The 25,139-nt window shown below is 61.3% G+C and carries 23 protein-coding genes and 1 riboswitch; of the genes, 15 read left to right on the forward strand and 8 right to left on the reverse strand.

The genetic code is table 11. From position 1 onward, the window contains the following. Nucleotides 1-34 precede the first annotated feature (34 nt). The 4 genes from ACW55A_RS00695 to ACW55A_RS00710 all read left to right on the forward strand — a co-directional run bounded on the left by ACW55A_RS00695 (nt 35) and on the right by ACW55A_RS00710 (nt 2,137). Nucleotides 35-217: a CPXCG motif-containing cysteine-rich protein gene (locus ACW55A_RS00695; protein ID WP_002552181.1), complete on the forward strand. Its 183-nt coding sequence runs from the start codon at nt 35-37 to the stop codon at nt 215-217. Then, complete coding sequence (locus ACW55A_RS00700) at nt 217-477, forward strand: putative signal transducing protein (protein ID WP_003365554.1); 261 nt, start codon at nt 217-219, stop codon at nt 475-477. The genes ACW55A_RS00695 and ACW55A_RS00700 overlap by 1 nt, the downstream gene beginning before the upstream one ends. A gap of 28 nt (nt 478-505) precedes the next feature. Further along, nucleotides 506-1,135 (forward strand): SOS response-associated peptidase, encoded by a 630-nt coding sequence (locus ACW55A_RS00705; RefSeq protein ID WP_003365552.1) that lies wholly within the window; start codon nt 506-508, stop codon nt 1,133-1,135. A gap of 183 nt (nt 1,136-1,318) precedes the next feature. Continuing rightward, complete coding sequence (locus ACW55A_RS00710) at nt 1,319-2,137, forward strand: M48 family metallopeptidase (protein WP_044309908.1); 819 nt, start codon at nt 1,319-1,321, stop codon at nt 2,135-2,137. A 54-nt stretch (nt 2,138-2,191) separates the two neighbouring features. Here ACW55A_RS00710 and ACW55A_RS00715 read toward each other — a convergent pair whose 3' ends face one another. Then, complete coding sequence (locus tag ACW55A_RS00715) at nt 2,192-2,776, reverse strand: TMEM165/GDT1 family protein (protein WP_003365548.1); 585 nt, start codon at nt 2,774-2,776, stop codon at nt 2,192-2,194. Between the two features lie 69 nt (nt 2,777-2,845). Further along, nucleotides 2,846-2,984: riboswitch (yybP-ykoY riboswitch) on the reverse strand. Nucleotides 2,985-3,022: 38 nt separating this feature from the next. Further along, nucleotides 3,023-4,021, reverse strand: coding sequence for a methyltransferase (locus tag ACW55A_RS00720; protein WP_455807900.1), 999 nt, complete (start codon nt 4,019-4,021; stop codon nt 3,023-3,025). Between the two features lie 237 nt (nt 4,022-4,258). Between ACW55A_RS00720 and ACW55A_RS00725 the strand changes: the two genes are divergently transcribed. The 5 genes from ACW55A_RS00725 (at nt 4,259) to ACW55A_RS00745 (ending at nt 13,322) form a co-directional block, all read left to right on the forward strand. Then, nucleotides 4,259-4,891: a LysE family translocator gene (locus tag ACW55A_RS00725; RefSeq protein ID WP_003433697.1), complete on the forward strand. Its 633-nt coding sequence runs from the start codon at nt 4,259-4,261 to the stop codon at nt 4,889-4,891. A gap of 169 nt (nt 4,892-5,060) precedes the next feature. Further along, nucleotides 5,061-6,743: a fatty acid--CoA ligase gene (locus ACW55A_RS00730; protein ID WP_003433695.1), complete on the forward strand. Its 1,683-nt coding sequence runs from the start codon at nt 5,061-5,063 to the stop codon at nt 6,741-6,743. Between the two features lie 309 nt (nt 6,744-7,052). Further along, nucleotides 7,053-8,990, forward strand: a complete 1,938-nt coding sequence (locus ACW55A_RS00735; protein WP_003365537.1) for a DUF1302 domain-containing protein — start codon at nt 7,053-7,055, stop codon at nt 8,988-8,990. A 28-nt stretch (nt 8,991-9,018) separates the two neighbouring features. Next, entirely contained in the window at nt 9,019-10,383 is a 1,365-nt protein-coding gene (locus ACW55A_RS00740) for a DUF1329 domain-containing protein (protein ID WP_003365535.1), read from the forward strand. 209 nt (nt 10,384-10,592) lie between these two features. Next, entirely contained in the window at nt 10,593-13,322 is a 2,730-nt protein-coding gene (locus tag ACW55A_RS00745) for a winged helix-turn-helix domain-containing protein (RefSeq protein WP_455807898.1), read from the forward strand. A gap of 24 nt (nt 13,323-13,346) precedes the next feature. On the opposite strand, the gene ACW55A_RS00750 is transcribed toward ACW55A_RS00745, so the two are convergent. The 6 genes from ACW55A_RS00750 to rutA form a co-directional block, all read right to left on the reverse strand. Further along, nucleotides 13,347-14,540: an HD-GYP domain-containing protein gene (locus ACW55A_RS00750; protein WP_498810302.1), complete on the reverse strand. Its 1,194-nt coding sequence runs from the start codon at nt 14,538-14,540 to the stop codon at nt 13,347-13,349. Between the two features lie 242 nt (nt 14,541-14,782). Next, on the reverse strand, nt 14,783-15,319 hold the full coding sequence (gene rutF / locus ACW55A_RS00755; protein WP_455807897.1) for an NADH-dependent FMN reductase RutF: 537 nt from the start codon (nt 15,317-15,319) through the stop codon (nt 14,783-14,785). Between the two features lie 13 nt (nt 15,320-15,332). After that, nucleotides 15,333-16,112 (reverse strand): pyrimidine utilization protein D, encoded by a 780-nt coding sequence (gene rutD, locus ACW55A_RS00760; protein WP_455807896.1) that lies wholly within the window; start codon nt 16,110-16,112, stop codon nt 15,333-15,335. 41 nt (nt 16,113-16,153) lie between these two features. Continuing rightward, nucleotides 16,154-16,537 (reverse strand): pyrimidine utilization protein C, encoded by a 384-nt coding sequence (gene rutC, locus ACW55A_RS00765; RefSeq protein ID WP_003365523.1) that lies wholly within the window; start codon nt 16,535-16,537, stop codon nt 16,154-16,156. A gap of 10 nt (nt 16,538-16,547) precedes the next feature. Then, nucleotides 16,548-17,285: a pyrimidine utilization protein B gene (gene rutB / locus ACW55A_RS00770; RefSeq protein ID WP_044309915.1), complete on the reverse strand. Its 738-nt coding sequence runs from the start codon at nt 17,283-17,285 to the stop codon at nt 16,548-16,550. After that, a complete protein-coding gene (gene rutA, locus ACW55A_RS00775) occupies nt 17,285-18,367 on the reverse strand; it encodes a pyrimidine utilization protein A (protein ID WP_044309916.1) in 1,083 nt (360 codons plus the stop codon). The genes rutB and rutA overlap by 1 nt, the downstream gene beginning before the upstream one ends. Before the next feature lie 298 nt (nt 18,368-18,665). Here rutA and rutR point away from each other — a divergent pair, with 298 nt between their 5' ends. From rutR to ACW55A_RS00805, 6 genes are all read left to right on the forward strand, one after another. Then, the gene (gene rutR, locus ACW55A_RS00780; protein ID WP_499140184.1) at nt 18,666-19,388 is read left to right on the forward strand and encodes a pyrimidine utilization regulatory protein R; all 723 of its coding nucleotides are present in this window, start codon (nt 18,666-18,668) and stop codon (nt 19,386-19,388) included. 213 nt (nt 19,389-19,601) lie between these two features. Next, nucleotides 19,602-20,693 carry a BMP family ABC transporter substrate-binding protein gene (locus ACW55A_RS00785; RefSeq protein ID WP_003365515.1) on the forward strand — a complete coding sequence of 364 codons (1,092 nt, stop codon included), beginning with the start codon at nt 19,602-19,604 and terminating at the stop codon, nt 20,691-20,693. Beyond that, nucleotides 20,690-22,201: an ABC transporter ATP-binding protein gene (locus ACW55A_RS00790; protein ID WP_498810305.1), complete on the forward strand. Its 1,512-nt coding sequence runs from the start codon at nt 20,690-20,692 to the stop codon at nt 22,199-22,201. Before ACW55A_RS00785 ends, ACW55A_RS00790 begins: the two co-directional genes overlap by 4 nt. Then, entirely contained in the window at nt 22,194-23,303 is a 1,110-nt protein-coding gene (locus ACW55A_RS00795; protein ID WP_042930348.1) for an ABC transporter permease, read from the forward strand. Before ACW55A_RS00790 ends, ACW55A_RS00795 begins: the two co-directional genes overlap by 8 nt. After that, entirely contained in the window at nt 23,303-24,229 is a 927-nt protein-coding gene (locus ACW55A_RS00800; protein ID WP_096136852.1) for an ABC transporter permease, read from the forward strand. Before ACW55A_RS00795 ends, ACW55A_RS00800 begins: the two co-directional genes overlap by 1 nt. A gap of 113 nt (nt 24,230-24,342) precedes the next feature. Further along, the gene (locus ACW55A_RS00805) at nt 24,343-25,032 is read left to right on the forward strand and encodes a YiaD family glycine zipper/OmpA-like lipoprotein (RefSeq protein ID WP_003433676.1); all 690 of its coding nucleotides are present in this window, start codon (nt 24,343-24,345) and stop codon (nt 25,030-25,032) included. Nucleotides 25,033-25,139: the final 107 nt, after the last annotated feature.

Consider the following 25,139-nt stretch of genomic DNA (forward strand, 5'->3'; position numbering starts at 1 on the left):
TCAATTATACGCATAACTGATCCCGGAGACCGTGATGCAGGAATTACAGAGTTACGACTGCCCTTATTGCGGCGAACCTGTCGAAGCCGTACTGGACCTTTCCGGTGGCGATCAACAGTACATTGAAGACTGTCCGGTCTGTTGCCGCCCGATCATTTTCGACCTGCAGACCGACGGCGAAGACTGGAATCTGGACGTTCGCAGCGAGAACGAGTGATGCAGAAGATCTACGAGCCCGAGAACCTGATGGAGGCCGAGTTGCTGCTGGCAATGCTCGCCAGTGAAGGCATCAAGGCGCATTTGGCCGGTCGCGATCTGCTCGGGGCGATGGGCGAGCTGCCGGGGCTGGGGCTGCTGGCACTCAAGGTCGAAGATGCGCAGGTCGCTCGCGCACGAGCGTTGATCACTGCGTACAATAGCGCCTCGCCTCTGTCTGGCGATGAGCCGGACGACTTCCCCGATGTACTGGTGTGCTGAGCACCTTAAAAGAGTCTGATTAGCCCCCATGTGTGGACGCTACGCCCTGTTTCGCTGGACCCCTGCCTTTGCCGCCTTGCCCGGTTTTCCTGCCGATCAGCAGGCGCAATGGAACATTTCGCCAGCCGACTGGGTGTTGATCATGCGCGCCGCCGAAAACGCTGACGGTATCGAGCTGGTGCGCGCGCGCTGGGGCCTGACGCCGGCCTGGCTCACCGACCTGTCGAAAACGCCCGCCCATGCCCGCGCCGAAACCGTGGCCGAGCAGCCGATGTTTCGTGACGCCTTTACCCATCGCCGCTGCCTGCTCCCCGCCAACGGCTTTTACGAATGGCGCGGCACGGTGCGCAAGCGTCCGTTCTGGTTGACGCCGGGGGAGGGCGCCGCGCTGTTTTTCGCCGCCATCTGGGAAGCCTATCCGGTGCAGGGGCATACGTACCTGAGCGTCGCGGTGGTCACCCAGGCAGCTGCGACCCAGCGTCGGCCATTGATTCTGGATGCCAAGGGCCAGAAAGACTGGCTGGCCGCCGACACGCCGCTGCCGACGTTGCAAGCGTTACTGGCTGCCCCGCAGACGGCGCTGCGCGAACGGCCTCTGGCCAATCTGGTCAACGATCCCAAGCTGAATGCGCCCGAGTGCCTCACGCCATTAAGCTAGGCGGGGACGGCAAAAAACACCGAATCGGACAAATCCGATATCCGCGTTGAAGTACATCTGATACAAACTGGACACACCTGCGGGAACCATCCACCCCTGTCAAAGACCAAGATGCCAGTTGGCCGGTATCTGGCGCAGAGGTCTGCCCCGGGACTGACCGTTTTACACACAAGGAGATACACCATGCGTCCTTCATTTGCCTTCTGTGCCTTGAGCGCTGCGTTGCTGCTCGGCGGGTGTCAGGCAGTCAATACCACGAGTGGCGACTCGGTCGGTGTGGAGCGCAAACAGTACATGTTCAGCATGCTCTCCACGGATGAAGTCAACAAAATGTACGCCCAGTCCTACCAGCAGACCGTTGGCGAGGCGACCAGCAAAGGGGTGCTGGACACCACCAGCGCCAATGCCAGGCGGGTTCATGCAATCGCCAATCGACTGATTGCCCAGGCGCCCAAATTGCGGCCTGATTCGGCGCAGTGGCAGTGGGAAGTCAACCTGATCAAGAGCGACGAGCTGAACGCCAATTGTGGTCCTGGCGGCAAGATTTTCGTTTACACCGGTCTGATTGATACCCTCAAGCTGACCGACGATGAAATCGCTGCGGTCATGGGCCACGAGATCGCCCATGCCCTGCGCGAGCACGGGCGTGAAGCGATGTCCAAGGCATACGGCGTTTCAATGGCCAAGCAGGGCGCAGGTGCCTTGCTGGGATTGGGACAGGACAGCCTGGCGTTGGCAGATACCGTGGTCAACTACAGCCTGACACTGCCCAACAGCCGCAGTAACGAGAACGAAGCCGATCTGCTCGGTCTGGAACTGGCCGCACGTGCCGGTTACAACCCGAATGCGGCGATCACCCTGTGGCAGAAGATGACCCAGAACTCCGGTGGTTCGCAGCCTGAGTTCATGAGCACTCACCCGGCCTCGGAAAGTCGCATCGCTTCGTTGCAGGCTGCGATTCCGAAAGTCATGCCGCTGTATCAGGCTGCCCCCAAATCCTGAGTGAATGAGTCGCCCGTAGCGTTGCGAGTGTCTTTGCAACGCTACGGGCCAGCATTACACCCAGCCGCTGACTTGCATTGCCTTGTAAACCGCCACCAGCGCCAGCACGAAGAACGCGCAGGCAGCCAGTCGGCGGATCAGGGTCAGCGGCAGTTTCTCGGCGGCGAAATTGCCCGCCAGTACCACCGGCACGTTGGCCAGCAGCATGCCCACCGTGGTGCCCAGAATGACCAGCCACAAATAGGAATACTGCGCCGCCAGCATCACCGTGGCGATCTGCGTCTTGTCACCGATTTCAGCGATGAAGAACGTAATCAGCGTGGTCATGAACGGGCCGAACTTGCGTGCCGTGCTGGCTTCGTCATCGTCCATCTTGTCCGGAACCAGTGTCCACAGCGCCGTGGCGGTAAAGCTGGCGGCGAGTATCCAGTGCAGCACTGCGTCTGACAGATAACTGCTGAACCAGGCACCTACAGCGCCGGCTGCTGCATGGTTGGCCAGCGTTGCGGCAACGATGCCTGCGATGATCGGCCAGGGCTTGCGAAAGCGCGCAGCGAGAATGAGCGCGAGCAACTGCGTCTTGTCACCGATTTCGGCGAGTGCGACCACTGCGGTAGGGATTAAGAATGATTCCAGCATCAGGTTTCCTAAGGGGCGGGCCGACACGGCTATGACACGTACGACCTCCCCGCCCCGGGTAAGGTGTTCGTGTCATAGGTCTTGTCAAACCACCGATCCGTCTGAGCGGATTCCGGGTCGCACGTACCATGGTCTGAGGACCAAGTATGTTGATACGTGCCGGACGAGCATGGCGCTCGTGGGAGACTACTCCCCTAGGACGGAGCGGATTCTGCCTCCGCGAAAACGTTTCGGCAAGTGCTTATTTCAGGGGCGTTTGGCGCTGTAGATTTTGAAACCGTTGCCTTGCGCCCTGACTTCGCACTGCCCGACGTGCTCTTCGATCAACGGCTGATAACGCAGGAAGTTATTCGCCACCAAGCGCAGTTCGCCGCCTGATTTAAGATGTTGGCGGGCTTTTCTCAGCAGGTTTTCCGTTGCCATGTAATCGGTATGAACGCCGACATGGAACGGCGGGTTGCTCAGAATCGTGTTCAACCCCATCGGTGCTGCGTCGATGCCGTCACCGGTCAGCACCTGGGCTTGCAGGCCATTGGCGGCCAGGGTCAGGCGCGAACTGGCGGTGGCGAAGGCATCGACATCGAGCATGATGACTTCGTTGTGCGGGTAACGACGCTTGATCGCCGCCCCCAGCACTCCGGCGCCACAACCGAAGTCGAGCAGGTTGCCGCTGGGCAGCTTGTCGATGTTTTCCAGCAACAGGGCTGAACCACGGTCGAGGCGGCCATGGCTGAACACGCCGGGCAGGCTGACGACGGTAAGCGGGCCGTCCTGCAATTCGATCTGGTAGGGCTTGGCGAGGTTTTCCAGGCTGACGGCTTGCGGTGCGTGCTCGACCGTCACCTGCCACAGCTGGCAGTGGCGGGCGCTGTCCAGCTTGCGTGCGCGACCGAACGGGCTCAGTTGCTTGGCAGCCGCTTCGATACCGCCACGTTTCTCGCCGACCAGAAACAGCTCGCGCCCGGCCAGTCGCGAGGCCAGCGCATTGAGCAGGTAGTCGGTCAGATCGCGTGCCTTGGGCAGGAACAGCACGGCGGCTTCAAAAGCAGTCTGTGGCGCTTCGACGCCGAAATCCACACGCCCTTCAAAACGCGCATCCAGAGCCGCCTGATCACCGGCGTGCCAGCACCATCCACGGGCATCCGGCAGTTTTCCGAGCAGGTCATCGGCGGGCAGCCCGACCAACAACAGCGAGCCCTGAAACAGCTCGGCCTGACGGAGTAACACTTCACTGCGCGGGTCCATGGAATGGCTCCTGAAAAAGCGCGCAGTCTAACAGGATATGGGCCAAGACGACGCGGAGCGTCCGGAACGGCATGCGACGCAGAGCGTCGCACGATAGTTGCGATGATCGTTCCCCAGACTCCAGCGTCGCACGATAGCTAGAGCAAGCCCTGCGTCGCATCAATGCGGGCACCTGTTGCGGACACACCAGACAGCGTAATCTGCTGGGTCAGACGTCAATCCTCCAGGAGGTCCCACATGTACTGGGCAGAGTTTCTTACCGTTGCGCTGATTCACTTGCTGGCGGTTGCCAGTCCCGGCCCGGATTTCGCGGTGGTGGTGCGTGAAAGCGTGACTCATGGGCGCAAGGCCGGGACCTGGGCGGCGTTGGGCGTCGGCTCGGCGATCTTTCTGCATGTGGGCTATTCGCTGCTGGGGATCGGGATTATCGTTTCCCAGTCCATCGTGCTGTTCAACGCGCTGAAATGGGCAGCCGCTGCCTATCTGCTGTACATCGGCATCAAGGCGTTGCGCGCCAAACCGGCCGCCGCGACGGGCGATGCCGCCATCAAGGCCACGCCCGGCGAGCGCACAGCGCGCGGTGCCTACATCAGCGGTTTCGTCACCAATGGCCTGAACCCCAAGGCGACGCTGTTCTTCCTCTCGCTGTTCACCGTGGTGATCAATCCGCATACGCCATTGCTGGTGCAGGGCGGTTACGGCGTGTATCTCGCGGTGGCGACGGCGGCGTGGTTCTGTCTGGTGGCGCGACTGTTCAGCCAGGCCCGGGTACGCGCAGGATTCGCGCGCATGGGGCACTGGTTCGACCGGGCCATGGGCGGCGTGCTGATCGCGCTGGGCATCAAGCTGGCGCTGACCGAGGTCCGCTGAAACCTGAATTCAGGACGCCTGACACCGAGCATATGCAGCAACCCGGACGCCCCTTGCAGACAGCACGGGGCGTCTCGCCAAATCATCCCTTTTACTGATTTCACTGGCAGCCCGAGGCCCTAGAGTCCATATTTCCAGCCACGCCTGTGGACTTTGAAAAGGGCTTCATATGTTACAGACTCGCGTTCTTCCGCCCGCCGATGGCGCTTATCAGTGCCCTCTGTTGATCAAGCGCCTGCTGCTGTCCGGCAGTCGTTATGAAAAGACGCGCGAAATCATCTACCGTGATTCGGTCCGCTACACCTACGCTACCCTCAACGAACGCATCTGCCGCCTGGCCAACGTACTGACCGCGGCGGGCGTGAAAGCCGGCGACACCGTGGCGGTGATGGACTGGGACAGCCACCGCTACCTGGAGTGCATGTTCGCCATCCCGATGATTGGCGCGGTCATCCACACCGTCAATGTGCGGCTTTCTCCCGAGCAGATCGCCTACACCATCAATCACGCCGATGACCGTCTGGTGCTGGTGAACAGCGAGTTCACCGGGCTGTATCAGGCGATGTCCGAACATCTGAATACGGTCGAAAAGACCCTGCTGCTGACCGATTTGCCAGACAAGACCGCCGAGCTGCCCAACCTCGTGGGCGAGTACGAGACCCTGCTGGCGGCGGCCAGCCCCGAATACGTGTTCGAGGATTTCGACGAAAACTCGGTCGCCACCACGTTTTACACCACCGGCACCACCGGCAACCCCAAGGGGGTGTATTTCACCCACCGCCAACTGGTGCTGCACACCATGGGCGTGGCGACCATCATGGGCTGTATCGACAGCACCCGGCTGCTCGGCACCGATGACGTCTACATGCCGATCACGCCGATGTTTCACGTGCACGCTTGGGGCATTCCCTATGCCGCAACCATGCTTGGTCTGAAGCAGGTGTACCCCGGCCGCTACGATCCCGAGTTGCTGGTAGAGCTCTGGCGCAGGGAGAAAGTCACCTTCTCTCATTGCGTGCCGACCATCCTGCAAATGCTCCTGAACGCCAAGTCTGCCCAGGATGTCGATTTCCGCGGCTGGAAGATCATCATTGGCGGCAGCTCCCTGACCCGCAGCCTGTATCAGGCCGCCAAATCCAAGGGTATCCAGCTCACTGCCGCGTACGGCATGTCCGAAACCGGACCGCTCATATCCGTAGCGCACATCAACGAGGAGTTGAAAGCGGGCAGTGAAGACGAGCGCATCACCTACCGGATCAAGGCCGGCGTGCCGGGGATGCTGGTGGAGGCCGCCATCATCGATCAACAGGGCAACTTCCTCCCGGCCGACGGCGAAACCCAAGGCGAGCTGGTTTTGCGTGCGCCCTGGCTGACCGGAAGCTACTTTCGCGAGCCCGAAAAAGGTGCCGAGTTGTGGGCGGGCGGCTGGCTGCACACCGGCGATGTGGCGACGCTGGACGGCATGGGGTTCATCGACATTCGCGACCGTATCAAGGACGTGATCAAGACCGGTGGCGAATGGGTTTCCTCGCTGGAGCTCGAAGACTTGTGCAGTCGCCACCCGGCAGTGCGCGAGGTGGCAGTGGTCGGCATCGCCGATCCGCAATGGGGAGAGCGGCCGTTTGCCTTGCTGGTGATTCGCGATGGCCACCAGCTCGACGCCAAGGGTTTGAAGGAACACCTCAAGCCGTTTGTCGAGCAAGGTCATATCAATAAGTGGGCCATTCCCAGCCAGATCGCGCTTGTTACCGAAATTCCCAAGACCAGCGTCGGCAAGCTGGACAAGAAACGCATGCGCCTGGACATCGTGGAGTGGCAAAGCAGCAACAGTGCCTTTCTGTCGACCCTCTGACACCTCGGGCGTGCCGTATCCGTCGGCGACGGCACGTGTCTGCGCTGCAGGTCCTGCTCTGTGACTTGCCAAATTTGCAAATTACGCCATCCTCCCCGCCACATGTTTTTTGGCGGCCTCCCGGAAACGGGCGGTCCAGAGGCGTTGGTCGTGCAAATCACACTTTAGAGGGATCTAGCGTCAGAGTGTGCTGGCTATAGTCAGCACCGGGAATGGCAAGAGCGGACCTGGCGTGTGTGTTGATTCGATGACTGATTCGTTTCTGGATTTCCCCACCGCCATAACAATAAAACACAAGGAGTAGCGTCGATGACAAGCACATCCCCCTTCTGGCGTCGGGCCAGGCTGCCTCTGGCTGTCAGCCTTGCCTCATCGCTCGCCAGCCCGGCCTTTGCCGTGACCTTTAACGTTGGCGAGATCGAAGGCAGTTTCGACTCCTCGCTGTCGGTGGGCGCGAGCTGGTCGACTGCCAATCCCAACAAGAACCTGATCGGCGCCAACAACGGTGGGCGTGGTCTGTCGCAGACGTCCGATGACGGTCACTTGAACTTCAAGCGTGGGGAGACGTTTTCGAAGATCTTCAAGGGCATTCATGATCTGGAATTGAAATACGGCGACACCGGCGTTTTCCTGCGCGGCAAATACTGGTACGACTTCGAACTCAAGGATGAAAACCGCGAGTTCAAGGACATCAGCGACTCGGGCCGCAAAGAGGGCGCCAAGTCGTCCGGGTTCCAGCTGCTCGACGCCTTCGTCTATCACAACTATTCGATTGCCGATCAGCCCGGCGCGGTGCGCTTCGGCAAGCAGGTCATCAGTTGGGGTGAAAGTACCTTCATTCAGGGCGGCATCAACAGCGTCAACCCGATCGATGTCTCGGCGTTCCGGCGGCCCGGTTCGGAAATCAAGGAAGGCCTGATTCCGGTCAACATGTTCTACCTGTCCCAGAGCCTGACCGACAACCTGTCTGCCGAAGGTTTCTACCAGCTGGAATGGGATCAGACGGTCGTCGACAACTGCGGCACCTTCTTCTCGCAACCCGATGTGATTGCCGATGGCTGCAACAACAACCTGGCGGTCTTGCGCAGCCGCAGCGGCCTGAACAGCTCGCTGACGGCGGCCGGTTTGCCAGCCGGCGCGCGCGGTGCGGTGTTCAATTCGCTGTCGCAGCAGGGCGTGGTGTTCGGCAACCCGGATGAGGGCGCGGTGGTGCGTCGAGGCCCTGACCGCGATGCGCGCGACAGCGGCCAGTTCGGTTTCGCCTTGCGTTACAACTTCGAACCGCTGGATACCGAGTTCGGCGCGTACATGATGAATTACCACAGCCGTGCACCGATTTTCAGCGGGCGCGGCGGCTCGGCCGCTTCGTTCAGTCCGCAAGGGCTGGTCGGTTCGCTGGTTCGCAACGGCATTCCTGCCAGCACGGCCGCCGCGCTGGCCCCCAGCCTGCTGCCGGTGGTGGTGGCGGGCAACTCCAGTTACTACGTTGAGTACCCCGAAGACATTCGCCTGTACGGCCTGAGCTTCTCGACCACGCTGCCCACCGGCACGGCGTGGAGCGGTGAGATCAGCTACCGCCCCAACGCACCGATTCAGGTCAACACCACCGACATCCTCTATTCGGGCATTTCGCCGCTCAACCCCAACGTGTCGCTGCTCAGCGGTCAGCCGAATACGGATCAAGCCGGTTATCGCCGCAAAGAAATCACCCAGATGCAGACCACATTTACCCAGTTCTTCGATCAGGTCATGGGCGCAGAGCGTCTGACGGTGGTCGGTGAAGTGGGTTGGACGCACGTGGGCGGGCTCGAAAGCACCTCCAAAATCCGTTACGGACGCGATCCGGTGTATGGCCCTGGGCCGCTGCCTGGCGGTCAATGCGCAACGCTGAACGCCGGCACGCTGACCGGTGCCGAGCAGAACAACCTGACCCGCTATTGCGAAGACGACGGCTTTACCACTGCCAACTCCTGGGGCTACCGCGCGCGTGCCATCTGGGATTACAACAGCGTGTTTGCCGGGGTCAACCTCAAGCCGAGCGTGGCCTGGTCGCATGACGTCAAAGGTTATTCACCCGGCCCTGGCGGCAACTTCGAAGAGGGGCGCAAGGCCGTCAGCCTGGGGCTCGATGCCGAGTACCAGAACACCTACACCGCGAATCTTTCCTACACCAACTTCTTTGATGGCAAGTACACCACGGTCGATGACCGGGACTTCGTGGCGCTCAGCTTCGGCATGAACTTCTAAGAACATGGTTTTCAGGATGACGATGAACATGAAAATAACAAAAAGTCTGTTGCAAGCCGGGGTTCTGGGTCTGTCGCTGCTGGCGACAGGGGTGATGGCTGCGGTATCCGAGTCCGAAGCGGCAAAGCTGGGCACCTCGCTGACGCCGATGGGCGCGGAAAAGGCCGGTAATGCGGCCAACACCATTCCAGCCTGGAGCCCGATGCCGAAAAACGCCGGGGCGGTGGACAGCAAGGGTTTCCTTGCCAACCCGTATGCCAGTGAAAAACCGCTGTTCATCATCACTGCGGCCAATGTCGAGCAGTACAAGGACAAGCTGGCGCCGGGCCAATACGCGATGTTCAAGCGTTACCCGGACAGCTACCGGATTCCGGTGTACCCGACCCATCGCGGTGCCACCGTGCCGGATGACGTGTTCGCCGCGATCAAAAAGAATGCCACCACCACCAAGCTGGTCGGCGGCGGCAGTGGTCTGGAAAACTTCGACACGGCCATCCCGTTCCCGATCCCGGCCAGCGGTGTCGAGGTCATCTGGAACCACATCACCCGCTACCGGGGCGGCAGCGTCAAGCGTCTGGTCACCCAGGCCACGCCACAGCCCAACGGCTCCTACAGCCTGGTGTATTTCTCCGATCAGTTCGTGTTTCGCGACAAGATGAGGGATTTCGACCCGAAAAATCCGGGCAACGTGCTGTTCTACTTCAAGCAGGAAGTCACCGCCCCGGCGCGTCTGGCCGGTGGCGTGCTGCTGGTGCATGAAACCCTCGATCAGGTGAAGGAGCCGCGTTCGGCCTGGCTGTACAACGCCGGTCAACGCCGCGTCCGGCGTGCGCCGCAGGTGTCCTATGACGGGCCGGGCACCGCGTCCGACGGGCTGCGCACGTCCGACAACCTCGACATGTACAACGGTGCGCCGGATCGCTATGACTGGAAACTGATCGGCAAGCAGGAAATGTACATCGCCGCCAACAGCCACAAGCTGGACGATCCGACGCTCAAGTACGCCGACATCATCAAGGCCGGCCATATCAACCAGGACCTGACCCGTTACGAACTGCGCCGCGTCTGGCACGTGACCGCTACCCTCAAGGAAGGGCAGCGTCATATCTATGCCAAGCGTGACTTCTTCATCGATGAAGACACCTGGCAGGCTGCCGTCATCGACCATTACGACGGGCGTGGTCAGTTGTGGCGCGTGGCCGAGGCACACTCGGAAAACTACTACGACAAGCAAGTGCCGTGGTACGCGGTAGAAACACTGTACGACCTGCAATCGGGTCGCTACGTGGCGCTGGGCATGAAGAACGAAGAGAAGAAAGCCTACGAGTTCGGCTTCACGGCCGGCACCAGCGACTTCACCCCCAACGCGTTGCGTCAGGAAGGGGTTCGTTGATACCTGATCGATACACGCTGTAGCGCAGCGCCTGCCTTGTGCGCCTGAAAAGCCCCTTGACCGGGGCTTTTTCAGTTGTGGAACGCGGCCTTATAAGCTGTAGGAATTTTGTTACAGTCTTTTCGGTGATGGCCTTTCAAAAGTAGCGATTTACCCGCTAGTCTCCGAACACCGCGATGCCGAAACAACGATTCCTACACGAGCCGGCCATGACTGATCTGTCCCGAATGCAAGGGTTTGCAGACGGCGCGATTCCTGCGTTGGAAGGACGATTTTTCCGTCCACCTCTGCCTGAGGGTTATGTTCCCCGTGCGCGCCTGTGTCAGCGTCTCGATGCGGGGCTTGGCGGCCGACTGCTGCTGATCTGCGCCCCGGCCGGGTTCGGCAAGAGTTCGCTGGCTGTCGAGTTCTGTCAGGGGTTGCCGGACAACTGGCAAAACGTATGGCTGGGTCTGAGCGCGCGGGACAGCGACCCGGGCCGTTTTCTCGAGCGTTTGCTGGCCAGCCTTCAACAGTTCTTCCCGCAACTGGGCGTGCAGGCGATGAGCCTGCTGAAGATGCGCCAGCGCCACCAGCCCTTTGCCTTCGAGGAGTGGCTCGACGGCCTGCTCGACGAATTGGCCATGCACCTGATACTGAGCAAGCCGCTGCTGCTGGTGCTCGATGACTATCATCTGGCCCAGGGACCGGTACTCGATCGCTGCCTGCAGTTCCTTCTCAATCATCTGCCGGCCGGGCTGGTGGTGATGGTGACCAGCCGACAGCGCCCGGACTGGCATCTGGCACGCTTGCGTCTGACGCGGCAGTTGCTGGAAATCAACGAACAGGACCTGCGCCTCACGCACGCCGAATCCATGGCAGTGCTGGAGCGGCACTGCGGGTCGCTCGACAGCGAGGCGTTGCAAAGCCTGATTCAGCGCAGCGAAGGCTGGGTCGCCGGGCTACGCTTCTGGTTGCTGGCGGCATCCGAAGCCGGCGACGAAAGCGCCTTGTCCCAGGCGCTGCGCGGCAGTGAGGTGCTGATTCGTGAGTACCTGCTTGAAGAAGTGATCGACTGCCTGCCTGCCGATGTTCAGGCGTTTCTCTATGACACCGCCTGCCTGGAACGCTTTTGCGCCGAGCTGTGCGACGCCGCGCGGGACAGCCATGACAGTGTTGAGATGCTGGGTTATCTGCAGGCGCATCAGGTTTTTCTGGTGCCGCTGGACGAGCAGGGCCATTGGTTTCGCTATCACCATCTGTTTTCCGATCTGTTGCGCGCGCGTCAGGCGGCCGGTGCACCACCGACCCGTCTGCACCTCAATGCCTGCCGCTGGTTCAGCGCTCAGGGCCAACTGGACGAAGCGGTCGAGCAGGCGTTACGCGCCGGGCATCTGGATGTGGCGGCCAATCTGGTGCAGAACCTCTCGGAAGAGCAACTGCTGGCCGAACAGAACGTCGGCATGCTGCTGCGCTGGAAGATGGATTTGCCGGATGACCTGCTGACCAGCACGCCACGCCTGATCGTGCTCTACGCCTGGGCGCTGGGGCTGGCCTGCCAGCTGGATGCCGCCGAAGAACTGGCCAATCAACTGAGCCGGTTTCTGCCGGCGCCCTCGGCCACGGCTCAGAAATCCATGCTCGCCCAGTGGCTGGCGCTCAGCGGCATCATCGCCCGTGGCCGTGGAGACAGCGAAAAGACTCAGCGCTATTGCACCGAAGCCCTGCTGAGCCTGCCGGAAAAACGCTATGGGCAGCGGCTGGTGTGCCTGTCGACACTGGCCAACCTCGCGGTTGCCAACGGTGATCTGTGGCGCGCCCGCGTGTTGAATCGTGATGCGCTGGAGCTGGCTCAGCGGGTCGCCAATCCGTTGTTCGAGGCGCTGGCGCATTACGACCGCGCCCGAGTCCTGCACGCACGGGGCGAGATTCTGCGCGCGCTCGAGGAAGTACGGCAGGGGCAGCAACGCCTCAAAGGCTTGTCCACCGTTCGGCTGTACGCGGTCCGCGCGCGTCTGACGCTGTATGAAGGCTACTTGCTGACCCTGCGCCTGCAGGTGGACGAGGGGCGGGTGTTATTACTGGCCGGCCTGGCCGAGGCGCGCGCCTGTCGCGACATCAGCGTGCTGATCGGTCATTGCGTGATCGCCACCATGGAAGGCTGCGCCGGCCGCTTTGCCGAAGCCTTCGCCGAGCTTGCCGAGGCCGAACGTCTGATGCACATCTGGGACGTGCCGCCGATCTACTACCTGGCGATGATTACCCTGGTCAAATGCGAGCTGTGGCTGTTGCAGGGGCGCATGGACCTTGCCGAACCGTGGCTGCTGCGCCTGACGCAAACCTACAACGGCGGTCTCGGCGCTGCGGCCCCCGAATGCCATCCACAATTGCCGCAACACATCGAGTTGCAGCGTGCCGTACTCGAACGACTACAGGGTGACGGCGTTGCCTGCGAGCGGCGCTTGCGGGCGCTTGAGCTGCGCGTTCAGGAGGTGGGGGCGAAACTGCTGGGACTGATCGCCATGACCCAGCAGATCGGCCTGCTGCTGAGCCAGGCGCGACGCGATGAGGCGCGGGAATTGTTGCTGCGCAGCCTGCCCGCAGCGTCCGGCGGCGCACTGATACCGTTCAAGGCGCTGATTGCCGAGCACCCCCAGTGGCTGCATGAGCAACTGCTGCAACTGCCACCCTGTCGGGTTCGAGCTGCGCTGCTGGAAAAACTCCCGGTCTGTTGCACGCCGTTGCACGAGCCGGCACATGGCGGCGATTGCCTCAGCGTGCGTGAACTGGGAGTGCTGCAACTGATTGCACAGGGCTGCTCCAATCAGGAGATCAGCGAGCAGCTGTTCATCTCTCTGCACACCGTCAAGACCCACGCCAGTCATATCAACAGCAAGCTGGGGGTCGAGCGTCGTACTCAAGCGGTGGCGAGGGCCAAGACGCTGGGCTTGCTGGGTTGACGGCGGTGGCGTTCACCGGGCCGCTCAGGCCGGGCTGCCCGCCCACAGCGTATCGACTTCTTCCAGCCCCCAGTCGGTGGGTTTTTCGATTCTGACGATCCCGTCCGGGTCGGAAGGGCAAGTCAGGTCGATGACTTGCGCGGCGAACGTCTTGCCGGTGCGCGCCGACATGAACACCTTCACTTTCGGTTTCAGCAGCGATGCCTGACCTTGTTCGACCACCACGCCGAGGCGCCCGCTCTCCAGGCGTACCAGTGTGCCGATCGGGTAAATACCCACGGTCTTGACGAAGCTTTGAAACACCACATCGTCAAAATGCCCTTTCCACGAGGCCATTTCGCGAATCGAATGGGCAACGCCCCAGCCCTTTTTGTAAGGGCGATCGGAAGTAATCGCGTCATACACATCGCAGACCGCGCCCATGTGCGCGAAGATGCTGATCTGGTCGCCTTTCAGGCCATGCGGGTAGCCCGACCCGTCGACCTTTTCGTGGTGATGCAGGCAGACGTCAATCACCGATGCTGCCACGGGCTGCGTCTCCATGAGGATCTTCACACCCAGCTCGGGGTGGGCCTTCATGATCTCGAATTCATCGCGGGTCAGGCGGCCCGGTTTGTTGAGCACCGCCGGGGCGATCATCATTTTGCCGACATCGTGCATCAGCCCGGCCACACCGGCCTCACGGACCTGATCGTCAGGCATGCCCATGCGTTTGGCCAGCGCAACCATCAACGCGCAGACCGCCACCGAGTGCATGTAGGTGTATTCGTCGGATGTCTTCAGGCGTGACAGGCTGATCAGCGCGTGCGGATGGCGCAGGATCGAGTTGGAGATTTCTTCCACCAGCAACTGCACATTGCCGACATCCATGGCCCGGCCCATGCGCGCTTCGGTAAACATGGACATGACCGCATCTCTGGCCCGTCCACAGATCACCCTGGCGCGTAGAACTTCCTTTTCGAGACTGGTCGGAGTCGTATCGTCGCTGGCCGATGGCGCTGTCGAGGCGGCCGAGGGCCCGGGTGCCAGTACACGGCTTTTGCCGGTTTCGATCCAGACTTCCTGGGTGCCCGATTGCTGGATGCGCCTGAGCACTTCAATGTCATCGAGCATGACTTCGACCAGGCCTATCCAGAATGGATCATTGGTCCAGCGGCGGCAGATTTTGTGGATGTACATGCCCAGGGCAAGCTCAGCCACAGGTATTTTCTTCAGCATGCTCAGCCACCCGCGTGCATAGGCATGCCAGGCGGCGGGTAAGCGCGACGAGCATACGATGGGCTGCTGGCGGGTATCAGCAGGATGCAGGCGCTATGGACCGACATGACTTCACCTCATTGACTGCAAGGATCATCCTGATCTCACAATGCCAGTATACGGAGGTGTCGCAAAAAATCATGTCTATTTGGTGCATTCCGGTGGGTCCATTCTGAAAGTCCGCCAGTCAGCCGGCAAAGCCTTCATGACACTGGCGTTTCGCTCGGCAGGTGATGATAGCGACGGGCGAAGTACACCAATGCGTCTGCGCCGCTCTGATGCCTGATATCCACGACTTCGCAGAACAGGATGTCATGCGTGCCGACGCTGATCGACTGGCTCACCTTGCAGTCGAGCGCCAGTTTCGCACTGTCCAGGATCGGCGCGCCGGTCACTCCGGGTTCCCACTGGCCGCAGGCAAAGCGTTCCTGCTGTGAGCTCTTGCCGCCGAACAGGTTGGACAAGTCCTGCTGACCGTTGCCCAGCGTATTGACGCACAACGTGCTGTTTTCCATGAAGGCGTCATACACCGACGCACTGCGGTTGATGCAGACCAGCAGCGTCGGCGGTTGATCCGTCACGCTGCACACGGCGGTCGCGGTAAAGCCGGCACGTCCGCCAGGGCCATCGGTGGTGATGACGTTGACGGCGGCGGCCAGGCTGGACATCGCCTCGCGAAACGCCAGCTGGCTGACAGCAGCGATAGGCAGAATGGTGGGAGCTGCAGAGGAAGTAGTCATGAGATGAGTCCTTTCAGGGTTGTGTGCCGAGAAAATCGAACAAGGCGCGTTGGAAGGGCTGTGGATCGGTAATGTTCGAGGCATGGCCGCCATAGTCCAGCAGCGCCAGCGTTGCATTCGGCAGAGCGCTGGCCAGGTGCCGGGATTGCTGCCAGGGCACCAACATGTCGTCGCGGTTGGCAATCAACAGGGTCGGGGTGTGGATGCGTGCAAGATTGGCCTCCACGTCGAAGGTTTCAAGGGCATGGATACGCCGCAGCAGGTTGTCGGTGTCGGGAAAATGCGCCAGCGCGTGGGCTTCGTCATCGGCGAGCCGCAGGCCGTTGGCGGCGATCCAGTCCGCCGGGTAGAGGAACAGCGCCTGAGCCTGTACGTAGGCCTCCGGTCCGCTGTTCAACAGCAGTTTCTTGCGCACTGAAAAGCAGCGCGCACTGTGCGGGTTCGGGCTGCTCCAGGCATTGATCAGTACCAGACTTTGCAACAGTTCCGGACGCAGCAGGGCCAGTTCCAGACCCACCAGGCCGCCCAGCGCATGGCCCATGAAATGGCAACGCTGGATACCGAGTGAGTCGAGCAGGGCCAGCAACTCGATAGCCATGTGCCGGGTCGAATAATCCGCCGGCAGCACCGCAGGGCTGCGTCCGGTTCCGGCATGGTCGTAGACGAGCACGCGGTAATCGCGGGTCAGCAGTGCCAGGTCATCCGCCCAGTAGCGACCGGACCCGCCCAGCCCGGAGCTGAGCACCAGGGTCGGTGCATCGGCATGCTGGCAGGCATGAAACTCATGGAACATGGGTTTTCTCCGGGTGGGCGTCAACTGCCCACAGTCGCGATTCAGCCGATGTGGGCGATGCTGGCGATTTCGATCAGCGCCTCGGGTTTGACCAGGCCGCACTGGATGCAGTAACGGGCCGGTTTCTCGCCCGCGAAATACTCGGCATACACTTCGTTGACTTTGGCGTAGTCGGCCCAGTCACGAATCATGATCATGTTGAACGTGACATCGTCCATCGTCCCGCCCGCGGTCTCGACCACGGTTTTGATGGCTTCCAGCACGTGACGGGTCTGCGCGGTGGCGTCGCCGACGTGTACCACGTTGTTGTCCTTGTCGAACGGCAGCGTGCCCGAGACATAGAGCACGCCGTCGGCCATGGAGCCCGGAACGAACGGCGCGATGGGTTTGCTGGTGCCGGCAGGGATGATCGCTTTTTTGGTCATACTGGTGTCCTCACGAAGGTTGCCCGACAGGGCTGAAAGTGGTGCAGAAGTCATCGACGCTGGAAACCCAGCCAAAGAAGGTTTCGATGTTGAACAGCGCGGCTTGCTGAGCGAATTCGGGGCCTGCCTGATGGGTCGCGTCAGCCAGTACCACGCCGAAATACTCCAGATGAAAACCGTCGCGCAGGGTCGACTCGACGCAGACATTGGTGGCGATGCCGGTAAACACCAGATTGCGAATGCCGCGGCTGCGCAGCACGCTGTCGAAGCTGGAATTGAAGAAGCCGCTGTAGCGGATTTTCGGCACCACGATGTCGCCAGGCTGTGGCGTCAGCTCGTCGACCAACTGGTAGTCCCAACCACCCTTGGCCAGCAGTTGCCCTTCGAGTTCAGGGCGCTTGCGCATGGTTTTCAGGGCGTTGGACTTGTGCCAGTTAGGTGAGCCGGGGCCACCGGCCTCGACATAGGCCGGGTCCCAGCCATTCTGGAAAAAGATCACCGGAATGCCTGCCGCACGTGCGGCGGCACAGGCCTTGTTGATATTGGCGATGACCGGCCCGGTGCTGCTGACATCGAACCCGGCCAGGTCCAGATACCCGCCGAGCGATGCGTAGGCGTTCTGCATGTCAACTACCACCAGCGCGGTTTCGCCGGGTTTCATGCGCAGCGGTTCGGGACGGGCGGGTAGCTCGCGGGCGGGCTGCACGTCCGGCAGGTCAACGCCTGCGACGGTTACCGAGGTCGTCATCAGACCACCTCCTTGAGTTGCGCAATGTGCTTGCGACTGGTCATCAGCGGCTGGATTTTCTCGCCGAAGTCTTCGACCCCTTTGACGAAATCATCGAACGTCAGCATCACGCCTTGGGTCCCCGGCACACTGGCGACTTCGTCGAGCATTCTTGCCACTGTGGCCCACGACCCCACCAGCGTGCCCATGTTGATGTTGACCGCTGAGGTCGGGTCGGCCATCTGCCGCAGATTGGAACCGGCACTTTTATCCGCCGAACCTTTCTCGCTCAGCCAGGCGATCGCTTCTTCATCGGCACCCTCCTTGATGTGCTCCCAGCGAGCCCGTGCAGCTTCGTCGGTATCGTCGGCGATGATCATGAACAGCACACAGGAAGTGACGTTGCGGCCGGTCTTTTCATTGGCTTCGATCAGTTTCTGTGCGGTTGGCGCAAAGGCCGTGGGGGTGTTGACGCCTTTGCCGAAGCAGAAGTTGTAGTCAGCGTATTGCGCCGAGAACGCCATGCCCGCTTCACTTTGACCGGCGCAGATCAGCTTCATGTCGGCCTGTGGGCGAGGGCTGACGCGGCAGTCCTGCATGCTGAAATGTTCGCCCTTGAAGTCGCTGCTGCCGGTGGCCCACAGGTCGCGCAGAACCTGAGCGTATTCGGCCAGGTATTCATAGCGGGTGTGGAAGAACTCGTCGCCCGGCCACAGGCCCATCTGCTCGTATTCCGGCTTCTGCCAGCCGGTGACGAGGTTGATCCCGAAGCGGCCATTGGAGATCGAATCGATGGTCGAGGCCATGCGTGCGGCAATGGCGGGCGGGATGGTCAGGGTGGCAACGGTGGCGAACAGCTGGATCCGGCTGGTCACTGCGGCCAAGCCGGCCATCAGCGTGAACGACTCCAGGTTGTGTTCCCAGAACTGCGTCTTGCCGCCGAAGCCACGCAATTTGATCATCGACAGCGCAAAGTCGAAGCCGTAGCCCTCGGCCTTCTGCACGATCTGTTTGTTCAGCTCGAAGGTCGGCATGTACTGCGGAGCATTGCTGGAAATCAGCCAGCCGTTATTGCCGATGGGGATGAAGATACCAATGTCCATATGAGGCCTCTCTGCGTGGGTCGATGCGTGCCAAGGGCGACTGGCGGCACTTGAATCGTCTTTCAATCGTCTCTTGATCACCTTTTGCATTAAGCGGGCCAGAAAATTTTGTTGTTTTTATTCAAAGGGTTGAAAGTTTTCATGGTTTATTTCAGACCATTTGGTCCGAATCAGAGCACTTGGTTTGTGCAGGGCGCACGCAGATGGGGCAGGGCTGACGGCGCAGGCAATCCGTATCGACAAAACAGCTGCGCCCGTTAAGATGCCCGCTCATTTCGGCATCACTGGATGGATGTGCGTGAACAAGAAACCTCCCCTGGCGGACCCGGCGAACAAGCGCGTACGCAAGGTCAAGCCGGAGACCGTGGTCAAGACGACCCGCGAACCCAGTGCGACATCCCTGAAGCGGCGCATGCGCCTGATGGAAGGCAAGCGCACGCTGATTCTCGATGCGGCGCTGGAGATATTTTCCCGCTATGGCGTGCACGGCAGCAGCCTGGATCAGGTCGCGAGCCTGGCGGACGTCTCCAAGACCAACCTGCTGTATTACTTCAGCAGCAAGGACGACCTGTACCTGAACGTGCTGCGCCAGTTGCTCGAGGTATGGCTGAGCCCGCTGGTGTACTTCACCGCCGACAAGGAGCCGGTGCAGGCGATCAGCGCCTACATCAAGGCCAAGCTGGAGATGTCCCGCGATCATCCGGCCGAATCACGGCTGTTCTGCATGGAAGTGATGCAGGGCGCACCGCTGATTCAGGGCGAGTTGCAGCACCCGTTGCGTGACACGGTGCAGGCCAAGGTGGCGGTGATTCAGCACTGGATCGATAGCGGCCAGTTGGCCCCCATCAACCCGCATCACCTGATTTTCACTCTGTGGGCGACCACTCAGCATTACGCCGACTTCTGCACTCAGGTCGAGGCCGTGACCGGCAAGACGCTGGATGATCCGGCGTTTTTCGAAGAAGTGCTGGCGAGCCTGCGCAGCATGGTTCTGGACGGGATCCTGCCGCGCAAGGTGTGAACGGGGTGCGCCGGCCCTGACCCGCGCACCCCGCCTGCGCAGTGCTCGGACGTCCTGCACAAACCAAGTGCTCTGATTCAGACCATTTGATCTGTTTTATTCGTCTCGATGGCGTCAGGTCGTTGTTCCGTAGCGTTTTTCCTGTACTGGCATGGATGCTGCTAATGCCTGCGTGTGCGGTCCTCATCGGCCATTACCCTCAGGAAAACGTCTATGTACAAGAAACTGTTGCCCGGGACATTGTGTGCGGCCGTAGCGTTGGGAGCGGTCGGCCTCGCTCAGGCTGAAGGATTGACCCTCGAAGGGAAGCCGAAAATCGCCATGGTGTATATCAGCCCGCGCAATGATGGCGGCTGGACTCAGGCCTTCGACGAAGCACGTGTGAAGCTTGAAAAGGATCTGGACACCAAGATCCAGTACGTCGAGAGCGTGCCCGAGAACGCCGCGGCCATTACGCCGGTGGTCGACCGCCTCATCGCACGCGGTGCCAACATCATCGTCGGCACTGCGTTCGGCTACTCCGACACCTTTCTTGCACTGGCCAAAAAATACCCGAAAGTCGCGTTCCTGAATGGCTCGGGCACCACCAATGCGCCCAACCTCGAATCGTTTTACGGGCGTACCTACGAGAGCCAGTACCTGTGCGGCATGGCCGCTGGTGCGGCCTCGAAGACCGGCAAGCTGGGCTTCGTCGCCGCTAACCCGTTCGGCCAGGTCAACTGGACCATCAATGCCTATGAACTGGGCGCCCGGCAAATCAATCCGAAGGCCACCGTCAACGTGGTCTATACCGGTGCATGGAACGATCCGGTCAAGGAGCGCGCGGCCACCATGGCGCTGATCGACAACGGTGCCGATGTGGTCGGTCAGCACGTCGACAGCCCGACACCGCAGATCGTCGCACAGGAGCGGGGCATTCATGGCACCGGCCACCATCGTGACCTGAGCGAGTTCGCTCCCAAGGCGACGGTCTGCTCTTCGCTGTGGGTCTGGGATCGCTTCCTCGGGCCGGAGCTGAAGAAAATCATTGCCGGCAACTGGACGCCGCCTGCCAATGGCGCGCTGCTGTCGATGCAGCAGGGCGGTACCGATATCAAGCTGACTGCGGACACGATCATTTCCGATGCAGACCGCAAGAAGATCGAGGCCGAGCGCGCCGAGCTGCTGGCCGGCAGGAAAATCATCTACAGCGGTCCGCTGGCCGATCGTGACGGTAAGGAGCGAGTGGCGGCCGGTCAGCAATTGTCTGACCCGGACCTGTGGAAAATGGACTGGTTCGTCGAAGGCGTGAAGACTCAGCAATGAGTCAGGTCAATGCGCTGCAACTCACCGGCATCAGCAAATCGTTCGATGGCTTCAAGGCGCTGATCGATGCCGACTTCACCGCCTGTTGGGGGGAAGTGCATGCGCTGCTGGGCGAAAACGGTGCAGGCAAGTCCTCACTGATGAACATCGCCGCCGGGCTGTACGCACCGGAAACCGGCACCCTGCTGCTGGACGACAACCCGGTTCAGCTTCAGGGACCGAGGGACGCCAGCCGTTACCGGATCGGCATGGTCCACCAGCACTTCAAGCTGGTGAAACCGTTCACGGTGGCGCAGAACATTCTCCTGGCGCTGCCCGAGCAACCTGGCGAAGGCAGCTATCGCAAGCGTCTGCGTGCGCTGGAACAGGAGATTGTCGGCAAGGCCGAGGCGCTGGGTTTTGCGATTGATCCGGCGCGTACCGTCGACAGCCTGTCAGTCGCCGAGCAGCAGCGTGTCGAGATCCTCAAGGTGTTGCTGGCCGGTGCGCGGATTCTGATCCTCGATGAACCGACAGCAGTGCTGACCGATCAGGAGGCCGAGCGTCTGCTGCTGACTGTTCAGGCATTCGCCCGACAAGGCGCGGCGGTGGTTCTGGTCACGCACAAGATGGCTGACGTCAAACGCTATGCCGACCGGGTAACCGTGATGCGTGGCGGGCGCACCGTGCAAACCCTTGACCCGCAGAAGGTGAGTGTCGAGCAACTGGTGCAGCTCACGGTAGGTGAATCGGTGCCGGTTGCCGAACATCAACCGTCGACACCCGGCGAGGTGCGTTTGCGGGTCAAGGACTTGCGCAGCGTCGGCAGCAGTACGCTCAACGGTGTCAACCTGAGCCTGCACGCCGGGCAGATTTACGGCATCGCAGGCGTGGGCGGCAATGGTCAGGCTGAACTGGCCAACGCCCTGATGGGGCTTCCGCAAGCCACTGAGGGTGAAATCCACATGGCCGGGTTTGGCGATCTGCGCGGCGCGTCGGCCGATCAGCGTCGGCAGTTGCGCATTGCCTCGATCCCGGCCGACCGCTACGGCGCGGCGCTGGCCGGGTCGCTGTCGGTGGCCGAGAACTTTGCCATCGGCAACCTCCACAGCGGGCAATACGGCTCTTTCTGGCGCCTGGGCTATAAGCGTCTGAAACAGGATGCGCAGCGCGCCGTGGCGGACTTCGACGTACAGGGCGTGCGCTCTCTCGATCAGAAAGCTGCGTTGTTGTCGGGAGGCAACGCCCAGAAACTGGTGATCGCCCGCGAATTCAGCCGTGACCCGCAATTAGTGCTGGTGCACAGCCCGAGCCGGGGCCTGGATGTGCGTGCCACACAGGCGGTGCATGCCCGCTTGCGAGCGGCTCGGGACGCGGGCGCTGCGGTGCTGGTGATCAGCGAGGATCTGGACGAAGTATTGGCCCTGGCTGACCGTGTCGGCGTGATGAACGGCGGGCGCATCGTCGCCGAGTTCGCGCACCCTGCCGACCGGCAAGCCATCGGCAAAGCGATGGTGAGCCATGACTGAATCAGTACATCCGATGAAATCCGCACGGCAACCGTTGCTGGCGCGGCGCTACACCTTGGAACTTCGTCAGCAGACCGGCTGGCTATTGCAGGCGCTGATCATTGCCCTGGCGTTGCTGATCGGGCTGGCGATCTGCACCACCATTCTGATTCTTGCTGGCGTGCCTGCTGACGAGTTGCTCAACGAATTCGTCGTGCAGACGGTGTTCGATGGGCAAAACTTCAAGGCAGTGCTGTTTCAGGCATCGCCGATGATCATGGTCGGGCTCGCCGGGTGCATGGCGTTTCGAGCGCGTTTCTGGAACCTGGGGCTGGAAGGCCAGATGATCTGGGGGGCGATTGGCGCTACGGCGATCTCGCTGTTTCAGGTGGGGCCGGAGGCCTTGCGTTTGCCGCTGATGATGGCGGCAGCCGTTATCTGCGGATTGCTGTGGAGCCTGGGCCCGGTGCTGCTGAAGCTCAAGTGGCAGGTCAACGAAATCATCTCGACGCTGATGCTCAATTACATCGCCGCCAATTTCCTCCTGCACCTGGTGTACGGCAGTTGGAAGGACCCGCGAGACAACTTTCCCTATTCTCCCGCGTTCCAGAGCTTCGAGCGGCTGCCCGACCTGTTTGCCGGGTATAACGCGGCGATCCCTCTGGCGCTGCTGGTCACCGGTCTGACCCTGTGGTTCGTTGGTGTTTCGCGAGCGGGGTTGTACCTGCGCTTCGTCGATGCCAACCCCAAGGTCGCCGGGGCCGTGGGCGTCCCGGTGCGCAAGATGATCATCGGCACCGTGCTGCTGTCGGGCGCGCTGGCGGGGCTCGCAGGTTTTGTCGTGACCTCGGGGCAGGAGGGGCGCCTTACCCAGTCGTTCTATCAGGGCTACGGGTTTTCCGGGATTCTCATCGCTTTTCTGGCCCGCAACAACCCAGTGGCCGCAACCGTGGTCGCGCTGCTGATCGCCATGCTGTTCGTCGCCGGACGCAATCTGCAGGTGTTCTATCAGATTCCGTTTTCGATGGTGCAACTGATCCAGGCGATTCTGGTGATCTGCGTCGCGTCCTCGGACTTTTTCATCCGCCATCGCCTGCGGCGCATTCAGGCAGGAGAACGTTGATGGAGCTTATTTCCCACTGGCTGGGCAGCGCACCGGATTTTGCCGTGCCGTTCGCCCTGGCAGCGCTGGGCCTGATCCTCATCGAGCGCAGCGGTGTACTTGCGCTGGGCGTCGAAGGGCTGATGCTGGTCGGCGCACTGGCGGGCATCGGCATGCAGTTGAGCCTCGGCTCGCCTGGCCTTTCGCTGCTGGCGTCGATGGCGGCGGCAGGTCTGGTGTCGTTGCTGTTCGCGCTGATGGTGCTGGTGCTGCGGATCAATCAGGTGATCGCCGGGCTGGCGCTGGTGTTCTTTTGTCAGGGCTTGACCGGGTTGCTGGGCACGCTGCTGGGCTGGACCAACCGCCCGGTCAGCGGCTTGCAGGCGGTCGAGCTGTGGCCGTTGTCCGAGCTGCCTGTGGTGGGCCGGGTCTTTGTGCAGAACCCGTTGGTGTACCTGACCGTGGTGATTTTCATCGCGGTGGTCTGGCTGCTGGATCGTACGCGCACCGGGCTGCGTCTGCGCGCGGTCGGCGAGAACCCGCAGGCCGCCGATGCCGCAGGTATTTCCGTACTTGGTTACCGCTTGGCAGCGATTTTCGTTGGTTCTGCGTTGATGGGGCTGGCCGGCGGTTTCATTGCCGTGCTCAGCACCAAGATGTGGATCGCCGACATGACTGGCGGGCGCGGCTGGATTGCGGTTTCGCTGGTGATATTTGCACGCTGGTCGCCCTGGCGTGCGCTGGCTGGCGCCTTGCTGTTCGGCGGGATCGAGGCACTGATTCCGCAATTGGCGGCAACCGGCGTGCGCCTGCCTCAGTATTTCGTCCTGATGACGCCCTACGCGGTCACCCTGTTGGTCATGGTCTGGGTGGCGAGCGGCAAGCGGCAATCGAGCAGCCAGCCCGGTGCGCTGGGTGAACCTTACATTCGCGAGGAGCGTCGCTGAGCGATGCGCGCAGAAGCCCGCAAGACGGGCGGTTCAGCACGGGTTAAGGAATTTTTGATAGCGGGTATGCTCTAATCCGGTTACCAGCGTTCGTCAAAACCAGGAGCTCCTGAATGTTTACCTCGCGTCGTTTGATCATTGTTGCCACCGCCGTAGCCATGCTTTCCGGCTGTGCAACATCCAATCCCTATGACAATCAAGGCCAGGCGCAAAGCTCCGGTGGTATGAGCAAAACGGCCAAGTACGGCGGGCTCGGCGCATTGGCGGGTGCGGTCGCTGGCGCGGCCATCGATCACAATCATCGCGGCAAGGGTGCCCTGATCGGCGCTGCAGTGGCGGGTGCCGCATCGGCGGGTTACGGCTATTACGCAGACAAGCAGGAAGCTGCGTTGCGCGAGAGCATGGCCAATACTGGTGTCGAGGTACAGCGTCAGGGTGACCAGATCAAACTGATCATGCCGGGTAACATCACCTTCGCGACGGACTCTTCGGCCATTGCCAGCAGCTTCTATTCGCCGCTCAACAACCTGGCCAGTTCGCTCAAACAGTTCAACCAGAACAACATTGAAATTGTCGGGTACACCGACAGCACCGGCAGCCGCCAGCACAACATGGACCTGTCGCAACAGCGTGCCCAGAGCGTCGCGACTTACCTGACTTCGCAAGGCGTCGATCAATCGCACCTGTCAGTGCGCGGTGCAGGGCCTGACCAACCGATTGCCAGCAACGCCGACGTCAACGGTCGCGCCCAGAACCGCCGTGTCGAGGTAAACCTCAAGCCGATTCCGGGTCAGCAGTACTGATCAATGCCGCTCCGCTCGCAGGCTGGTTGACGGCGGGGCAAAGAAGTGGGAGCTAACCTGCTCGCGAAGGTGATGGCCTCTTCGCGAGCAAGCCCGCTCCCACGAGT

This window comes from Plantibacter cousiniae (nom. nud.), from assembly GCF_977070315.1.